Annotated in this window: 18 protein-coding genes; 10 read left to right on the forward strand and 8 right to left on the reverse strand. The window is 51.0% G+C overall.

Going from position 1 to position 17012, the window contains the following annotated elements:
- Window positions 1-13 precede the first annotated feature (13 nt).
- A complete protein-coding gene (locus ACODR9_RS12085) occupies window positions 14-805 on the reverse strand; it encodes a hypothetical protein (protein WP_488809539.1) in 792 nt (263 codons plus the stop codon).
- A gap of 102 nt (window positions 806-907) precedes the next feature.
- Window positions 908-1345 (reverse strand): hypothetical protein, encoded by a 438-nt coding sequence (locus ACODR9_RS12090; protein ID WP_488809540.1) that lies wholly within the window; start codon window positions 1343-1345, stop codon window positions 908-910.
- 326 nt (window positions 1346-1671) lie between these two features.
- On the opposite strand from ACODR9_RS12090, the gene ACODR9_RS12095 reads away from it, so the two are divergent.
- Window positions 1672-2619: a hypothetical protein gene (locus ACODR9_RS12095; RefSeq protein ID WP_488809541.1), complete on the forward strand. Its 948-nt coding sequence runs from the start codon at window positions 1672-1674 to the stop codon at window positions 2617-2619.
- Between the two features lie 135 nt (window positions 2620-2754).
- Here ACODR9_RS12095 and ACODR9_RS12100 read toward each other — a convergent pair whose 3' ends face one another.
- The 3 genes from ACODR9_RS12100 to ACODR9_RS12110 are packed head-to-tail and all read right to left on the reverse strand — an operon-like array spanning window position 2755 to window position 4537.
- Window positions 2755-3414 carry a hypothetical protein gene (locus ACODR9_RS12100; RefSeq protein ID WP_488809542.1) on the reverse strand — a complete coding sequence of 220 codons (660 nt, stop codon included), beginning with the start codon at window positions 3412-3414 and terminating at the stop codon, window positions 2755-2757.
- The gene (locus ACODR9_RS12105) at window positions 3411-4019 is read right to left on the reverse strand and encodes a hypothetical protein (RefSeq protein WP_488809544.1); all 609 of its coding nucleotides are present in this window, start codon (window positions 4017-4019) and stop codon (window positions 3411-3413) included. The genes ACODR9_RS12100 and ACODR9_RS12105 overlap by 4 nt, the downstream gene beginning before the upstream one ends.
- Complete coding sequence (locus ACODR9_RS12110) at window positions 4016-4537, reverse strand: PAAR domain-containing protein (protein ID WP_488809545.1); 522 nt, start codon at window positions 4535-4537, stop codon at window positions 4016-4018. The genes ACODR9_RS12105 and ACODR9_RS12110 overlap by 4 nt, the downstream gene beginning before the upstream one ends.
- Before the next feature lie 362 nt (window positions 4538-4899).
- Here ACODR9_RS12110 and ACODR9_RS12115 point away from each other — a divergent pair, with 362 nt between their 5' ends.
- The 6 genes from ACODR9_RS12115 (at window position 4900) to ACODR9_RS12140 (ending at window position 12577) form a co-directional block, all read left to right on the forward strand.
- The gene (locus ACODR9_RS12115) at window positions 4900-5961 is read left to right on the forward strand and encodes a hypothetical protein (RefSeq protein ID WP_488809546.1); all 1062 of its coding nucleotides are present in this window, start codon (window positions 4900-4902) and stop codon (window positions 5959-5961) included.
- A gap of 142 nt (window positions 5962-6103) precedes the next feature.
- A complete protein-coding gene (locus ACODR9_RS12120; protein WP_488809547.1) occupies window positions 6104-6589 on the forward strand; it encodes a hypothetical protein in 486 nt (161 codons plus the stop codon).
- A gap of 125 nt (window positions 6590-6714) precedes the next feature.
- Complete coding sequence (locus ACODR9_RS12125; protein WP_488809548.1) at window positions 6715-7194, forward strand: hypothetical protein; 480 nt, start codon at window positions 6715-6717, stop codon at window positions 7192-7194.
- Between the two features lie 196 nt (window positions 7195-7390).
- Window positions 7391-9391 (forward strand): hypothetical protein, encoded by a 2001-nt coding sequence (locus ACODR9_RS12130; RefSeq protein ID WP_488809549.1) that lies wholly within the window; start codon window positions 7391-7393, stop codon window positions 9389-9391.
- 95 nt (window positions 9392-9486) lie between these two features.
- Complete coding sequence (locus ACODR9_RS12135) at window positions 9487-10320, forward strand: S1 RNA-binding domain-containing protein (protein ID WP_488809550.1); 834 nt, start codon at window positions 9487-9489, stop codon at window positions 10318-10320.
- Between the two features lie 142 nt (window positions 10321-10462).
- Window positions 10463-12577, forward strand: coding sequence for a S1 RNA-binding domain-containing protein (locus ACODR9_RS12140; RefSeq protein ID WP_488809551.1), 2115 nt, complete (start codon window positions 10463-10465; stop codon window positions 12575-12577).
- 66 nt (window positions 12578-12643) lie between these two features.
- On the opposite strand, the gene ACODR9_RS12145 is transcribed toward ACODR9_RS12140, so the two are convergent.
- Window positions 12644-13858 (reverse strand): hypothetical protein, encoded by a 1215-nt coding sequence (locus ACODR9_RS12145; protein WP_488809552.1) that lies wholly within the window; start codon window positions 13856-13858, stop codon window positions 12644-12646.
- An 88-nt stretch (window positions 13859-13946) separates the two neighbouring features.
- Entirely contained in the window at window positions 13947-14201 is a 255-nt protein-coding gene (locus tag ACODR9_RS12150) for a hypothetical protein (RefSeq protein ID WP_488809553.1), read from the reverse strand.
- Window positions 14202-14517: 316 nt separating this feature from the next.
- Between ACODR9_RS12150 and ACODR9_RS12155 the strand changes: the two genes are divergently transcribed.
- The 3 genes from ACODR9_RS12155 to ACODR9_RS12165 all read left to right on the forward strand — a co-directional run bounded on the left by ACODR9_RS12155 (window position 14518) and on the right by ACODR9_RS12165 (window position 15993).
- Window positions 14518-14772 (forward strand): hypothetical protein, encoded by a 255-nt coding sequence (locus ACODR9_RS12155; protein ID WP_488809555.1) that lies wholly within the window; start codon window positions 14518-14520, stop codon window positions 14770-14772.
- Window positions 14773-14843: 71 nt separating this feature from the next.
- A complete protein-coding gene (locus ACODR9_RS12160) occupies window positions 14844-15719 on the forward strand; it encodes a hypothetical protein (RefSeq protein WP_488809556.1) in 876 nt (291 codons plus the stop codon).
- Window positions 15706-15993 (forward strand): hypothetical protein, encoded by a 288-nt coding sequence (locus ACODR9_RS12165; RefSeq protein WP_488809558.1) that lies wholly within the window; start codon window positions 15706-15708, stop codon window positions 15991-15993. The genes ACODR9_RS12160 and ACODR9_RS12165 overlap by 14 nt, the downstream gene beginning before the upstream one ends.
- Window positions 15994-16164: 171 nt before the next feature.
- On the opposite strand, the gene ACODR9_RS12170 is transcribed toward ACODR9_RS12165, so the two are convergent.
- Window positions 16165-16644 carry a hypothetical protein gene (locus ACODR9_RS12170; RefSeq protein ID WP_488809559.1) on the reverse strand — a complete coding sequence of 160 codons (480 nt, stop codon included), beginning with the start codon at window positions 16642-16644 and terminating at the stop codon, window positions 16165-16167.
- Window positions 16645-17012: the final 368 nt, after the last annotated feature.

Raw genomic sequence — 17012 nt, forward strand, 5'->3', positions numbered from 1 at the left:
TGCTTATGACTGGTCAGTCGGCCAAGGCATAATGCACGCCCCGCATACCATGGGTATCTTCAAGCGGGTCAGTGGCTCGGGCCTCGACATAGTCAATGCAGGATTCACAAAGTCCGTAGCCGGTATCTTGGTTGAACCACTGCCGGCCCTTCGTCTCAGCTCCGCAGCAACTGCAGCGCAAACGTCGGACCTTCTTCGCCATTTCTGTGGCCAGGACCTTCTGGTGGTGCTCAAGATCATCAGCAGATGCAATGGATTCATCCCAGATCTTTCGTACAGGCCGGTAGCCAAAACCACTGATGGCAATGTGCTTGGGCAGAGGACCATCGAAGTAGATGAAATTCTCTTCCGACAGAATCCAACCATACTGACGTGTCGCGGGCCGGCCACCGAGCATTGCTTGGCTTTTTAGTACCGAGTATTCCGCATGAAACAGCGGCAAGGCATTCAAGGCATCGCAGAACAACTTGTGAAGCGCCACAGGGATGGAGTGGTTACCGGCGGTCGGTGCTTCTGCGGGCTCAGTGGGCTCGTAGTTACGGAAATTCGCCAGATGATCCATTGCGCAAAGCAGGGCACCAGCAAGCGCCGGCGGTTTCAGGTCATCTACAGCGTTCTTGCAGCCAACCAGCAGCAGCTCGACTTCCGTTGCGATCTCTTCGCCTGCCGGCATGAAGACCTGCAGTACTGTTACGCGATGGTCAGGTTCATCAACCGTATGGGCAAATACATCCCAAGAGTTGGCATCATCACCACCAGTGGTAGTGAAGGACAGACAAATCGGGGATTGGGGATACAGGGACATGGTCACGCTCCTAGCGTAAAGGTCGGAGCGCCCCATGGGGAGCGCCCCAATGGGTGGTTAAAATGGATGATGAAGGGATGATCTTGGCGATAGATTGCCAGGTTAAGTCAGAGACCAGCCGTGGTGCTCAAATGCCCGGGCCAGCTTGCCTGTGTGGTCACGATGCAAGTGCTGGCGAAGTCCATCTTTGACTTCCGCCATATCAAGCATTTCGAAGATGGTATCGAATTTCTGTTCACCGAAATCAAACACGGTGAAGAAGTCGTCCCCCGGGTTGAATATGCCATTCATGAACAAACGCCATGCACATTCAATACGGGCCTTGAGACCTTCGGGGCCAGTCTTAACGACCTTGTCGCTGAAGTAGTAAAGCCAGCAACCGAGTTCAAAGTGCTCCTTGCATGCTGCTTTCTCGCTCGCCTCTTCCCATGCATCCAGGGTGATGTTCTTGCGCTTTGCAGTCGCACGAATGTCTTTGCTGTCTGCTTTGAGTTGAGCACGTTGAGCTGCAGTGACTGGGGCTTTTGCGGAGAGTTTCATGGAGACGTTCCTTGTAAATCTGGAGCATCTCCCCTACTGGGATGATGTCCCAGAGGGTGGTGAAGTGGCCGGGTGGCCGGTAAATGTGTGACGGGCACACGAAGGCATACGCCTTGAAGAATGGTTATTCTCTGACGGGGCCAGAAGCCGGTCAAGTACGATCTGTATCTCTTAGTACATTGCGATACTGGATGAAGACTTTTCATCCATTTCGCTTGCATATACCATCATGTCTACCTTCGCTCACAACTGACATGCAAGACGCATTGCCTTTACCAGCTTCAGTTGTTGACGTTGGCATGACTGTCGCGCTGCAGGATAACCATATGAAATTGAGAAATGCCCTATTCTTGTGCTCTGCCCTCGCCTTCGCTGCGTTTTGTGAACATTCTGCATTGGCAGATACAAAACCAGCCGTCCAGACCACCAAGGCCGGGGCCAATGCCCAGGCTTTGCTTGAAAGTCTCAGCATCTTTTACCAGAAGAATGCTGACAGGAACGGCCACTTCCCGAAGATGACTGATGGGTCGGGTAACTACAAAGATGATCTTGGGGTTTCCAATGAAGCCTTATCAGACGTGTATGCAAAGGACTTGGGTTTAAAGCCGTTTTTCGCTACAGAAAAATCCACCCAACACTTTGAGAACTTCATGTGGTTAACCCGGGGCAACTTAGGGGTTCTGCTCAGTGGATCATCAGCGACAGTTGATAAGTCCAGAAAGATCGTAGAGAGCGCTACGAAGGATCTTCGTGATGATAGTGACCCGGAGCAATTCAGCAAGATCCAGGACTTCGAAAGCACCCTGATCTCCAACGTGCAGGCATGGCAAGGGCAGACTGCAATTGCAACACAAAAACATGGTGATGATCTCCGTACGGGCCGTATCCCGATGGAAACACTAGCCGATGCTCTTTATGAGTTCCCGAATGTAGTTGATCCCACAGATGTGATGCTTAGCCCAAAAATCCGTCCAGACGGTAAGACTTACCAGTCTCAGGTAGTCATCGACCAAGTTGAGGGGGAGACTATTCTTGTACATGCATTCTACGGCACTCCGGTACAGCTGCTTAACGGTACTGGCAGGTATCTTTATGCAAAATTGCGCATGAACAAAACAAGCAAGGTTTCAAGCACATTGTGGGATCAGGCCAAAATTGGAGGTTGGTTGGGTTTTGTCGGCAAGTACGTACAGAACGATACTGTTGCGACTACCCGAGGCGATGTAATGACGATCCCTGTTTTTGATGTGGTCTTTGCCTCTGAAAAGCCCTGACATTATCCTCGAATAAGCCCCCTTGAATTTATCAGTGAGGGCTTATTCATCATCTTGGGAAACGCGGTCATCATCGAACAACGCACTTGGGAAGAATCTTGAATGGTTACGGTGGCGATCCGTCTGCCGTGGGCCCTATTGTAGGGAGAATTTGTAGACGTTTCCGGGCTCAACAAACAGAATCTGACGCTGGTTACCTAACTGATGGAAGCCTTCTCCGTTCACTTCGAATTCTGTAAACACTACACCTATTGGGTCTGGATTTTCTTCTCGATACTGGTACTCAGCTTTATCAAAAGTGATTGCATCACCTTTTTTGCGGATGTTGGCACAAGAGGCAAAAAGACTGGGCAATTTCCATGTTTTCAGCCGGCGGTTCTCAAGCTGAATTAGGTAAACTGATTTATGCCTCACTGCCGTACCGGATGCAGAGGGAGGAACCCCATCCAGGCAAGCCCAGCCGTTCGCAAAGTAAACATTCGAGCTACTACCGAAGTCGCCAACATCCACTATCTCCCCGGGGAAAACCGTTACACTGCGGCTCCTCACGAGTTTTCCATCGATTTTGATACGGCCGCCCCGTACGCCCACAGAGTGGTAGTTTCCGGCGTCTCTACCTTGCCAAACGTAGGCCAGGTCATCTCTTCCCAAAAGGCTATCTAGCCGCAATTCGTGACCCTCTCCGGAAAACAAGCGGCCTTTTATCGTTGCGTAGTAGGCATCATATCCATTGAATACCTGTCCAGCTTGAGCAGCCAGTGGTAGGCATAAAGCAATCATCGGCAAGCACTTCATCGGTACGCCTTTCCGCTTGTGGCTTTCAAATAGTCCGCATCGTGTTTCCAGAAAATGGTTTTCCCATAAGCAGCAGTGGACTCCCAAACAAACTGAAATTTCCCACGGACCTTCGAGTTAACTTCCTTTCCGGTTTTCTTGTCCTTGACCTTCCAATAAATTGTTGTCGGATGGCTAACATCTTTCACATTGAAAATATTGTGGCTTGGATCGGCGATGTGGAAGCCATCCTTCACTTTCGGGTGATTCTCGAAATTAGTTTTGAAGTCCAGGCCATCCCACCAGAACGCGCCATTTGACGGGTCTGTATCCGCGTTGGCCAAAGCACTTTTTGCACAATCGACAGCCACCGCCATCCCTTTGTCAGCTGCTATTGCATCCTCGCTGGCCTTCATGAGTTTGGCGTATCTGCGGTTGCCATCTTTCACTGCATAGGTGTAGTTAGGGTCAGCAGCCAGCAGCCCTTCAATTGTTTTTCCACCCCAGGCTCTCGCCCGGTTCGCTACTGCCCAAGCAATACCCCCTATTTCATTAGGATCATTCGCCCCGGAAGCTTCCCCGTATGCGATTGCTGCAAGCTTTCTTGTCTGTGCGTCTAGGCTCATATCATCGGAATCCAGAAAGTGGGTTCGCCGGACTTATTCATAGGGAACGCAGTTGTCTTACCCTCACCGCAAAGCTCACCTTCATGGAGTTTTTCATCTCCGTTGTCGATGCGATATGCCAGCTTGACGGGCGAGCCATCATCACGCTCTACCGTATAGAAATATTCGTGGTCTTCGTTTTCTGTTGACGTTGTTACAGCTGCCGCTAGCGCATTGGCACCGGCTCTTATGCTTGTGGTTGCTCCTGACGAGTCATCAACCGTCGCCTGCCCTTGCGAGGCAATCAGTACCGCACCACAAGATGTTTGCATGCCCTCTACAGCAACGTTCTTTCCCATGAAAGTGTACTTAGCTGCCCCCGCTACGATCACAAAATCCCGCTTACATTGTGGGCAATGTCCTCGGTGTCCAACACCAGCAGCATTCTTGCCATAGACAGTAAAATTCGGGAACGCCTCCAGAACTATTCCACCGTGCGAGGTAGTGTCTCCTTCGCGAATAATGGCTCGTTTGGACATGATGTCCTCCTTGGTAATTCAAGATGGACATTATGACGAATGGAAGGTTTCAGGGCAAATGACACCGGTTATGATGCCAAAGGCCTACGATGTAATTTGCTTGTTGGGTGGTATGAGGTCAGTTGCCTGCTCATAAAGGCTCTGTATTCAATCCGCTCATGAATGACATCTTTGTGCCCTGCCCTTGCAATATGATCCACCACAACGTCCCAGATACCTGTGATAGACTGGCTGTTCTTTCTGGCCAACTGGCCTACGCATCACCTGATGCAATTACTCTCAACGCAAGTTGATTCTTGTACTACCACCCTCGCGGGGCCTTCCCGCGTGGAAAGCTCCGCTATATCCCTATGGAGCTTTTCATGACCCAATTCAATTTCCTGCCCCAAGCTTTTCGTGTTAATTCCCTGCTGAGCACCGTTGTTGAAGTACTGCCAGCACTTCCGGAAGAGGAACGTAGCCACCTTACCGAGGCATTGCGTGTTTTCGAAACTACCGGCGTTGCAGTCTGCTGGGACCTGAATGACATGGATGCCAATGGCGATCATGACCTGTCGCATGACGAACAAGTTGATGTGTGGACCAACTTCCTGTCGAGCACTTCGAAGGATGGGCGTTCCGAGTCTGACTGGATGGCAATCGATACCATCGTTCGCCAAGTAGTTGATTCGCGCCCTACCCCGGCCATGTTGCCAGGCGTCATTCAATCATCTATCGGCAACGTGGTTCGCTATGTGAAGCCTGAAGTTACTTCCGGCAATGACGCCAAGGGCAATGACGCCAAGGGCATCGTCGTAAAAGATATGCCCCGGATGGTGTTCGATCTGCTGTATGCCGTATCGTCGAAACACCCTGATGTCACCCAGGTCGGTTGGGCCGTTGGCGGCCATCACTACCTTTGTGATGAATTCTTTTCTGCGCCTGATTTGTCGGACGTTCAGTCGCTAATAGACGATTCCGACATGCTCACCAACGCCGGCAATGAAGCCTTTGTAACCAAGGGATTCCCGTGCATGTTCACAACTGACTGCGAGGCCTACATGCATTACGTGGCAGAACGCATGGCAAAGGTGATTGGTCTTGAGATGCACACCCTCAACCCCGTGGTTGCAGAAGATTTCCTGCAGTTCCCTGCGGGTACTTTGGTGGACGAAGTCTGGAAATCGTTATCGGTCTTCAATGCTTATGCCAGCCATAAAAACGTGGAACCTTTCCTGCAGCATCCGCTGAGCTACTACTACGTACTGTTCGACGAACTGTTCTCCACCATTCCTGTAGAGGAAGATAACAAGATCAATCTGCCCTTCCTCCACTTTGAGATTGGTGTAGATCGCAACGTGATCTTCTCGTGGCTCCAGGACCAGCACCCGGACTTCATCATTGCAGAAGCCATGAACAACAACCGTCGCCCTGACACCGTCTAACCCGTACGGTCCCCGATCGTCAGCCCGGCCCTCCTTCTGGAGGCCGGGCTTTTTCCTTAGGTGGATTAGCTTTGACTATCTGGGCCCATTCATTTAGGGTATTCACAGGCAATATCACTCTTCCTCGAAATGAAGGATTTATATGAGCTTCTTTTCTGCCAAGAAAAAACAAGTTGAGTGCAACTTCAAAACTATCGAAGGTGTTGTGAAACGTTTTGGCTCCATTAACCAAGGGGAGTATTACGGCAGGGTTTGTTTTACTTTCCAGATTGAAGGAGACCCAACTTTTTATTCGTCATTTCAATCAGCGTTAGCGCACGAAGCAGAGAAAACCAAGACAGAGAATCGCTACGAAAAATTACTTGCTCTGTGCTTCATGAACTCGTGCACCACTGTCGGTGACAGAGTTCGCTTCACCACCCTTAATGACTGTGTGGTTGTTTCATTTTGCAATCTAAGCATGTGGGACGAAGCTGAACGCGTAGAGAGCAATCAAGGTAGTTATAAATCGACCTATTTGGAAGTGCTGCGCAATGCAGCATACCCGAATGACAAAGGCGCTTTCTCTCTAAACCCTTCCCATTATGCTGAATTTTTGGAAAGTAATTATGAGTACAAATTACTGTAAGAATATCATCTGCATTAATAATGGCTCAGCGTATCGCAGGACACTTTCAGCCCCCCTTTTCCTCAACCTCTTTGTCACACATTTTGCAATAGAAACAATATTTCTGAGTAAATAAATACAATCCTATGACAATTAAAGTTCGCCAAGGTTCATGTAAAATAGCTAAAGTCGGAATGAGTTCAACAGTTCTCATTACAAAGGATATCAGCACATGCACTGGACTTGTTGGCATCCACAAATCTAAGGAAATAGCATTCCTTGCACATTTTGATTCGCCATGGTCAGTATCAGCCCTACGCAAGGCCGCAAAAGAAATAGAAGCGCAAGGCTATTCGTTCTCTGATTTTGATATGATAAAAATATCAGGAGCCGACCCTAAGCTGACATACCTGTTCTTTTTATTAACAACCTTTATTTCAACTCTCTACATACTAAATATAATTACATGGCCGAATGGCTGGTACATTCTAGCGTGTTGTTTTTGCCTATGGGCCTTATCTGGAATCACTAGAATTTCGCTTTGCATTCAGCTTTGGCTGCTAAATGCCAAAACTTGCTTTCCAAAATACTGGAAAACAGATAAGTTCCAGATTCTCAAAAAGTAAGATGTTAAATTTGATTTGACTAGAGATCCTGAGCCTCAAGTTACAGTTGCGGTGAAAGAACGCGATCCGGACTACAACCGCATTTAGTTGTAGATTTTTGGCCATATCAAAGCTCATGCCTTCCCTGTTCATTTGACATTCTGTACTTTGTCTGTAGGTTTCATTTATCGAAATTCACTTTCCCGGCGGAAAGCAAATGAAACCTGTAAACATCTCCCAAGACTCTGTTACCTCACAAGGTCAAATTGATCCTTCCCCTTCTCGTGAAGAGACTCAGCCCCAACTGGGGCTGGGGCAATGGTACTGGATTAAAAGCAAAGCAACGTATGACGACCCATCTTCGGGCCTAAAAGCCGGCCAGGAATACAAATGGCTGGGCTGCGTTATGAAGATCGGGTCGAACTTCGTTGAGTTGCACTCCCCTCATAGTGAACGCCATGGCTACACCAGCCGGCGCGTTCATTTCGATGATTTCTGGTCCGTACTGACCTATGAACCCGATGCCATCCCGTACATCCAGGGCCGGATCATGCACCACCAATCCGAGTCGGCAAGACTGCTCGGTGAAATTCAGGCTCTCACTGCAAGGCTGGGTATTTCCCAATCTACGGCACTTACCGGGCCAGGGGCCACGCACGAGCGCACACCAGCCAAGGAAAGCATGGCATTGGCCACCCTCTCCAGCCAGGTCGATGTCAGGGCCTATGAAGTCGAATTGCACGAAGCCAAAGATGTAACGCTCCCCCGAATGTTCGAACTGATTGCCCAAAACAGTGAGCAGCTGTCCAGGTGGCTGATGGCCACCACGATGATGACCCAGGCCCAGATGGGCGTGATGAAAGAAGAGATCAAGGGCATCGAGGGCCGGATCTTCAATGTGAGTCTCTATGCAGGGCTGACCGAGCAAGTTGTTCAGTGTTCAGACGGCAAGCCCGCTGACATGCTGGACAAGCTGCACGTCATGCAGCGCCGTCTCTACATGGATGAAGAGTGCTTGTTGAACTACACGGCCGGCGGCATGGAGTTCAAGGACATCGCCGAATTCGACCAATGGATAAGCCAGGCTGAAAATCGGGACCGTATTCTTCCCTTCCCCCGCACACTTGTTGCCATGCGGGTGCGGCGCAATGAAAAGGAACGTGACTGCCAGGGTGATCCTTTGGCTTTCCACATTAACTTGCAGATTGGCGCGTCCGACAAGTTCACCTTCCTGTACATCCGTAATGGCGAACAGGTATGGCGTCTTTCCTGCGATATGGATTTTGGCGCTTTGATCTTCCCTGACCAGGCCCTCTACTCCCCGGACGAGCCGATGATGATGAAGATGTTCGGCCACAGTATCGACAAATTGATGCCGGTATCGCTGTATGAAGATTGCTATGCAAAGTGGCAGGACACCATTGCCAAAAGTGCTGAATGGCGGAAAGCCAATCCGGGCACCAGCTACATTCACGACCCGTTTAAGGGAATGGATGATGCCATTCACGTTAACGGGCTCTATTTCCGACCGAGCGAATGGAAGCCCTTTGATCAATCCAACGTCAACTTCGATGAAGGCATGCGCCAGATAACGGACAAGATCAAGGAATTCAACCGGATTGCACTGATCATTCAGGGCCTCTTCGACCGTTCTGCCGTGCTGCACCCTCACCCACCGGTCAAAAGTTGGACAGCTGCAGGCTTCGACCAGGCGATCAAGTTGGTTTATGACGGCTCGGCCACACTCTACAACGGTGACGCGCCGGACTTTGAAGCCTATCGGGCCAAGTGCAATGCCTCACTGGATGCCAACTCTGTTGTTGCTGGCCAGCAAGGGTACTGGCTTCAAATGGAGGCAGAAAAGGAGAACCGCCGACTCGACCGGGATTACCGCAACAAGTCCAGCTACCGTCACAAGCGATATCAGCCAGAAGGCAATATGGGACCGGGCATCATTTCCAGGATTGCCAAATGGCAACCACGGTCACGAAAAGCCATGTTCAGTTGGTTGCGGGAGCGTATGACAGACTTTGGCATGACACCCGCCACGCTCACGGTCCCGGCCTCGGCTCTCTTCAACATCTCTGCGTACACACCCGGTGACTACCTGCAATTCTTCCAAGACCCCAGGACACGGGAGGACTACCTGAAATGGGCACCTCTCCTCCTGTCTGCTGAGGACTATCACGCGGGGAAACTGAAGTTGCGTGATGAATAGCCAGTCCATTGGATAGACCAAGTGATTTTGCCGAAGATTTGACCTTATCGTGCCGGGCGATATGCTGCGGGCACGATATTACGCAGGAGACTTTCATGGGAATGCGTCCAGTTCTGATTCCTCACACACCTGATGCCCGGCCCGGTCTGGTATTCAAGGGTACGGTTGCGTCTGTCTCGCCGGCGGGCGGCACAGTCGTATTTGGCCCCTACCAGGCTTCGTTCAGCTGGGAGTTGTTTGGCCCTGCCATTGAGCCGTCCTGCATCCGAGCTTGTGATCTAGTCAGCTTCGTGGTGAATGAATCCGTTCATGGGTCCAACATGACCGTCACGCTGCTGGAACATGACCCACAGCCGCGCATGCTATCTATCGACAATTATCATGACCAACTGGTCGGCCCCAGCACTGAGACCGTCTCGGATACACCCAACAACCGGATGCCGAAACTGGGTGAAGTTTATATTGGTCGAATTGATGGAGTTACGGACTTTGGCTTCTTCGTCCGTATCGGTGTATTCCGTGGGCTCGTTCACCGCTCAGACATGGCGGAAGGTATCGATCCGGAATCACTGCAATGGGGCGGCATCGTCAAGATCATCATCACCCGAATGCGTTACGACGGTAAGATGAGCTTCGGTATGCTGGAAGTCCTGCATACCGGTCAGGAAGGCAACACCAGTACATCTCTGACGCAGATGTTGGGCCACGAAGACGAGGGATTTGTGACCTCGGCAACCGACTTCGTGGTGCAGATCAAGTTCGGCAACATGTACGGGTTTGCTTATCGAAACTGGCGAAGCCATGAAGTAACTTTTGAGGGCATTCAGGCCGGCGACACCTGCAAGATTCGCGTTGACCGGGTGCGTTCTGATGGCATGATCTCGCTCGCCTTACTCGCGCACTACCCTTTGGAATGCAAGGCAAGCTGATAGATTCCACAGTTTGATAGGCGAAGACCCAACCCCCACTCCGGGTGGGGGCAATTTCTGTAATGATTTCGACGAAAAATTGAAATTCTCCGTGCGGACTATAGCATTGGAGCTTACATCCTAAGCAATGCATAAGTAGCCAATGACCATATCGCCCTTCTTTGATTCCAAACAGCCTGATCTTGAAGTCAATCGCATTTTCTTCGGTACTGCCAGCGTAATCTCTACCGAGCGTTCCTTGGTCTCGTTCGGGCCGTACACTGCCGATATAGACTGGTCGCAGACTGGCACGAGCATCAACTCTTTCGAAATCAAACCCTGCGATATCCTCAAATTTGCAATCAAGAGCATTACCGATGAGGGCAAGATTCTGGTCAACCTGCTGGAACACATCCCGCTGGGCAAACCGGAATATCTCCCCATGCCAGGGTTCGGCCTTGAGCCGTTGTCAGAGCCGGTAGTGAAAGAACCACCCAAGGATGTACTGCCCAACATTTCTGATGTGTTCGATGGAACAATCACGAACTGCGCTGAATTTGGCGTCTTCGTGAAGTTCGGCATTTTCACCGGACTCGCCCACACCTCAAACTTTGCTGACGGGATTGCCCTGTCTGACCTTGATTGGGGCCACAAGGCGAAGGTCATTATCCTGAAAAAACACGAGGATGGCCGCTTCAGCTTAGGCCTTCTGGAAACCGAGCCGTGCGATGGTTCAGCTGATCTGGCCAGGTTGCATCCTAGCCTCGACACCGAAACCGAGTATTACGGCATTGTCTCCAAAACTGCGCAATATGGGATCAAAGTTCGGTTCGCTGATGTGTCAGGTCTAGCGCATGCGAACTCCTTCCCGGCCAATGTCAAAGTCGAAGATATCCAGCTGCACGATAGTGTGAAGGTGAAGATTCGCGGCATTCGGCCTGATGGAAAAATCGGTCTTGAGCTGATTCAGCACAACAAGGACATTTCGGACGTTCTCCTGAACGACGGCGACACTGAACACGGCGTATTCGGCCTGAAGTCCGCCACAATGCCACTGGTGACGCAGGAGCAAGCCCAGGAGCGCATTGCCGCCCTTTTGATATCATCAACCACATCAAACTACGACGACGCAGCGCGGGCTGTTTCTGCGTCATTGGATGCGGACTGGAAAGAGAACTTCCGCGAGGCCGCTAATATCCGACTGAACAGCGGGCAGTCTTCGTGCAACGGGCGAGAAATATCGGAGTACGTTGGCGGCAGACTTGGCATGGCCATTGGCGGCATCCCCGCCAGGGAAATTCCATTACATCTGGAGAAATTCTGGGTTCTCAACAAAATGTGGAGAATGATGGGCACCGGTGAGATTGAAAACCACCCCTACCAGGATCCACAGCGCTGGCCTAAGGGTGCCCAAGAATTGATCTCTACGCTGCAGCAGTCCAACGCTACTTTCTTCATCAACAAGACCATGACCAGCCATTCTGGCTTTGAGTCCTATGTTGACCTTTTGATCACCAAAGGAAGTCGCTGCTACGGCATTTTGTTCAAGACATGGCGCGGCTCGATCACCATCAGCCCGAGTACGAAAAAGACTGATGACAGCCAGAGCCAAGCTATCAGCACCACCTCAAATGATCGGGCCTACATCAATGTGGCCATGAAGGACCGAGACTTCGAGCCGGCATTCCGCAATCCGTCCCGCTCAATTGGCGGCTTCCTGTATGAAGCAAACCGCTTTCTTCGTGAGCGGAATTCGCTATGGAACCGCACGCCGATCATTCCATTGGTCGTTTTCCCAGATGAAAACCTTGATATATGCCGCGAATTGGCCGATGACCCCAAGTTCGTTCGATTCAGCCAATTTGTGGAAATCCTCAAGGAACATCCGGACTCCCCAAGCAGCGGACCTCGCTGGATGCACGACAACATCGTTGATCTCCCCTCTCTTGATTCAGTAGTCGATCGACGTGGGTTTTTGCATAGCGGGAAGATTGAGAACACGACCATTGACGTGCTGGTCGGTGGTGGTCTGCTAACCATCCCTATGAGAGCCATCCTCAAGGTAGAGGTTGAGCATGGCGCATCGGCGCAGCATGACGACACACTGATCATCACCATGAAGAATTTGGCAGTTATCCGTGGCCTGTCTACAGACGCCACCCTCACCCTTGACCGCAACTCCAGCACAAAGGAAATTGGTATGTGGGAGATAGCTAGCTTCGCGCCGCGATTCTACGACGCGCCGGTAACCAGTGCCAGCAACCCGCAATCTGAATAAACTGACTGCGTTCTGGACACAACAAAGGCCGCATACGCGGCCTTTGTTTTGGACTCGTGTTATGGGTTAGCTTGCGCCATCCAACTGTGCGAGACCCTGTAGATCCTGATGAACGACAACCCTAGAATTAACAGTACGCGCCAATCTCATGGCGTCTGCAATCGTGACAATTGGCTGGCCAGTTGACCGCTCTCCGTCTACCGCCTTCTTCAGGTAAGAGATGGCCATTTTGATGTTGTCGTCCAGTCGATGCAGTGCCCGGTCGTATTGCAACGACGCCAGGGCAAAGACCGTTGCCTCTTCCAGCGCCAGGCCCTTATCTCGCGCATGTGCAAACCACAACCCCAACGAGCAAGCATCGTCGCCAGCCGCTTCCGGTTTTGCAAACTTACCGAGCAGGTAAAAAATGAAGCCCACTTCCCGATCCGGTGCCCAGTCAGATGAGAACCACCTTTCGAACTGGTAGTTGTCGTAAATTTCATACAAGTACTCTGACTGAATCCTACGAATTTCTGGGTACAGGGTACGCAAGGATGCCATTTTCTCGTGGTCCTGATCGCAAGTGAGTCCAATCGCATCCTCTGTCATGCGGATAAGGTCAATGGGCAAACCGGCAAGCACGGCCGGTAGCAATGGTTCGATAGAGACAGCAACACGCCTTGCATTGACATCCCAGGCAGTCAGCCGACGGCTAACCTCAGAATGAAGTTCCGGGGTCAGCGGAGGAAACCCTGCCATATAATTTATGCCCCCACCGGCAGGCCCCATCTTTCCTATCTTCTCACCTTCCAACAAAGGCTTTGGCGGTAGTGATTCAATGCTTAGCGGTTCCTCCAACACCAGCGGTACTTCGTCATAGACGAAATCACCTTCCCCCTCGATCTTCTCGCCCATCAGCAAGGAGACGACGACTTCCAGAAACTTCGCATGGTCGTGGTAGGTATTGGGAGTTCGGGCATTAAATGGTTTGTGCCTCAGATACCAACCACCGGACGGTGCGTGGATACGCTGGTATGGGTAGGGGGTAATGTTCCAGTCCTTGACTGCCTTCAAGGGAGACATGATTGCCGCCGGCAGCATCAAGTGCGCCACTTCCGCCAGGCCAAGGCCGTTCTGTCTGTTCATCTGCTCAAAGACGCTCTTCACCAGCGCCTCATACACAAAGACCTCTTCCCCCATCACCTTGTACGTGGCATTGGGAATGCCAGACACATTCCGCAGGGCCTCTTTGATCGAGTCATATCGTCCACCCAAAAGGAAAGCACCTTCGTCGAAAATCATTGCGCTGCTGGAACTGTTGTTTGGCATTGTCACACCCAAGATTGAAGTACTGTTTCTGCATTTGTCGGGAAGAAGGTGGCTGGTTGGCCTATAGATTTGAGGCCACACCAGCTATGATCCCCTTCCATAATCGGGACTCATGGTATGAGCGGAAATTCACTAGGAAGAAAATGGCGATGATGACCATGCCAGCCTGACTTACCAGCGGCATTGATGTGAATGCCAGGTTCAACAAAAGACCGAAGAGAAGCACAACCCCTGCAAGGCAAACACACAGCACCGGGGCGCTGAGGCTGCGCAGGACAGCAAACTTCAATTCTTTGAATTTTTCATGATTGTTCATGCAGGCTACCAATTCTGGCCAATCCGGTTGAGTCTTGTGATCTCAACACTTTTCGGAATGGATAGCCATTTTTCCGCGAAATCGCTTATAGGTCTTAACCTGAATGTGGCTTGAGTGAGAGTGCTTTACCGGGGCAATCCATGCGAATACAATGTGGGTTCTTCTCGCCATATGGCGCGCACCCTGACAAGTGCAATTACCCTTAGTCCATACAGACTCTGCATCACCCTCGGCAATATCTGCCTGACCAATTCTTACTTCACCCGATGGGGATATTCCCTTTCGGGGATGCCCTATCTCCTACTTGGAGATTTTCATGCTTTACGGCGTTCAATTCCGTTCTATGCATACGGCTATGCATCATGTGGTCGTATTCGAAAAAGCAGGGCATGCCAGTCAGTTGCTGAATCAAATGGAGGTTTCTGAAACCATTCCTGAAGAAGCTTCTGGCTACCTTGAAATCAAAGAGATCAACTTCCGCAATCCTCCGACTCACGTCAGTGGCCAGCGCCTGAAGATCGTGAACAATCAGGGGAACAGTATTCGTATCCCCGATATTTTCAACTACTAAGCGACCAACCCAGGCCCACACCCCTCAGGGGATGGGCTCCATTTATGGCCATCAGGCCGGAAGGAATTACCATGTCCCAACTTTGGAACAAAGACACTGTTCAGTTTGCACGTCTGATTTCGGAAATCATGGCTACCCAGGACAATCTGGATCTGGTCACACTGGCGTCGAGCATGGACCTTGATCTGGATGATGTCCGGGTGCTGTTAGATCGCGCCAACGAATACTGGGAACTGCATAAAGAAACGCTTCACACCAATATGCCGGTAACCAACGACAAGCTCACCATCGACGTTGCGATTTACGACGAAGAAGGTAGCCAGGTCGATACCACCTCAGCTGAAGTCACGCTCAACGATGTTTCCGAAGTATTCAGTCTGGCCAGTGAACTGGTTCTGATCGAACGCAGCGGCAAACGTCGTAGTGGTGACACTGAAGAAGTCAAACGCCGTCTGGAGCATGCTCTGGAAGCTTGCGACTTCATCGGCACCGTTGAAGAAGGCATGCAACAGCGCGGTCAGAATATCGTGGTTGATGCCATGAAGATTCAGACCTACCTGCGCCGGCAGATCGAAGATGGCCATATCTCCGCTGAAGACATCCCGGAGCGTCTGACCACCTACGGTCTGATGAACCCGCAGGAATTTGCTGACGAAATGGCCGAACGAATCGAACTCGACTCTGCGGATCAGGACCTCACCCAAATTCTTGATGACGATGACTACCAGCGTGCAGCTGAAATCGGCGACCTCGATGCGGCACTTTCGGTAATTCAAGACCAGATCGGCGTCACCACTGGTGATTGCGCAGCTGTTTTCTGCAGTGGCCACGCGGTAGCTCAGTGTGAAATCTGGCCGAATGCATCTGTTGGCCTTCGCAAGATGGCCTTGATCGATTACGTCGCCTTTGAACAACTGCATGGAGATCGTGCTCATGAGCGTGAGTAACACAACCACCCAGGCACCGCGCATTTACGGCAGTGACGTTCCCCCCCTGCCCCATAGTTGCAAAAGCTGGGTAGTAGTCAACCCGCTGACAGGCAAGTCCGTTGTCGAAATCTTTGAGAAAGCCACTGCTGCAAATATCCGTAGTGACCGTTTCTTGCTGGTTTCGACTCTGGAATGGCTTCATTCGCTGAATGATCCAGAACCGATGAAGCAGAAGATCGCCGCATTCGTGAAGGCCAAAAAGCTGGAGGCACTGGAGCCCATCCCCGCCTAACCTTTTACATGAAAATCAATCCCCGCTTCGGCGGGGATTTTCTTTTGTGGTAATGAAAAAACCCCGGCCAAATTGGCACGGGGTTCTTGGGTAGTTTAACGGTGAATTGAGCAATCGTTGCCAGGGCAACTGATGGTACAGCTTGTTTATACAACCCAGGCTGGAGATAAATTAGGCCGGAATGTAGGCTGTATCTTGCGCATCTTGCGGCAAGAGCGTCATTGCCACCTGCTGCACAAGATCGTAATCGATACTGAATACACCACCGCCGGCATCAACCTCATCCATCCACTGATACGTGAAATGCGTGGCATGGAACTCTTCCAAAACAGCTTGGCGGTCTGTCCAACCTGACGAATCAAGAAAGCGTCCCGATGGGTGGAGAATGACACGATGCAATGCAAGGCCATCACCAACATCGTCCGGGTCACCATCCAACGCTGTGCCCCATTGAATCTCGAAGATAGGCCAGCCGGTTACTTCATTGACGGCATTCGCAAAGTCGAGACACGCACCAAACTTGAAAATATGACGCAATGCGGATTCGCTATTGCTGATGTCGAGGTCGGCCCATTTTGTGCGGCCGAAATCGTCAGTCAGGTACTGCTGCACCATGCGATCAAACATTGATTGGTTATTCGGGTAAGTCATGCTCTAGTCCTTTGCAACTGCATGAAGTATGCGGGGTATTAAACCCGGGCAGTGTGATAGCCAAAATCCTTCCATTCCAACGCGATGGATTGACAAGATTTGGACGCGAGTGAACTGAGCTGGCGATTTAGCCAACTCATTCAGAGGTAAGAAAGAGTGTGTTCAGGAGGCCGGCCAGTTAGTGCCGGTCAGAACGAGTGAGGTGAAGCAGCGAGAGATACAGGTTAAATGCGCCAGGGCGCAATGAATAAGCCCGGCCATCACAACGATGGGCCGGGCTTATTGTGAAGATTTAATATTGAATCCTTTCACAAGGCATTTGTCAGCCAAACAACAAATGACTTGGCCTACGATCCTTTCAAGGGTCT

The sequence above is a fragment of the Aquitalea sp. FG25 genome (genome assembly GCF_057809375.1).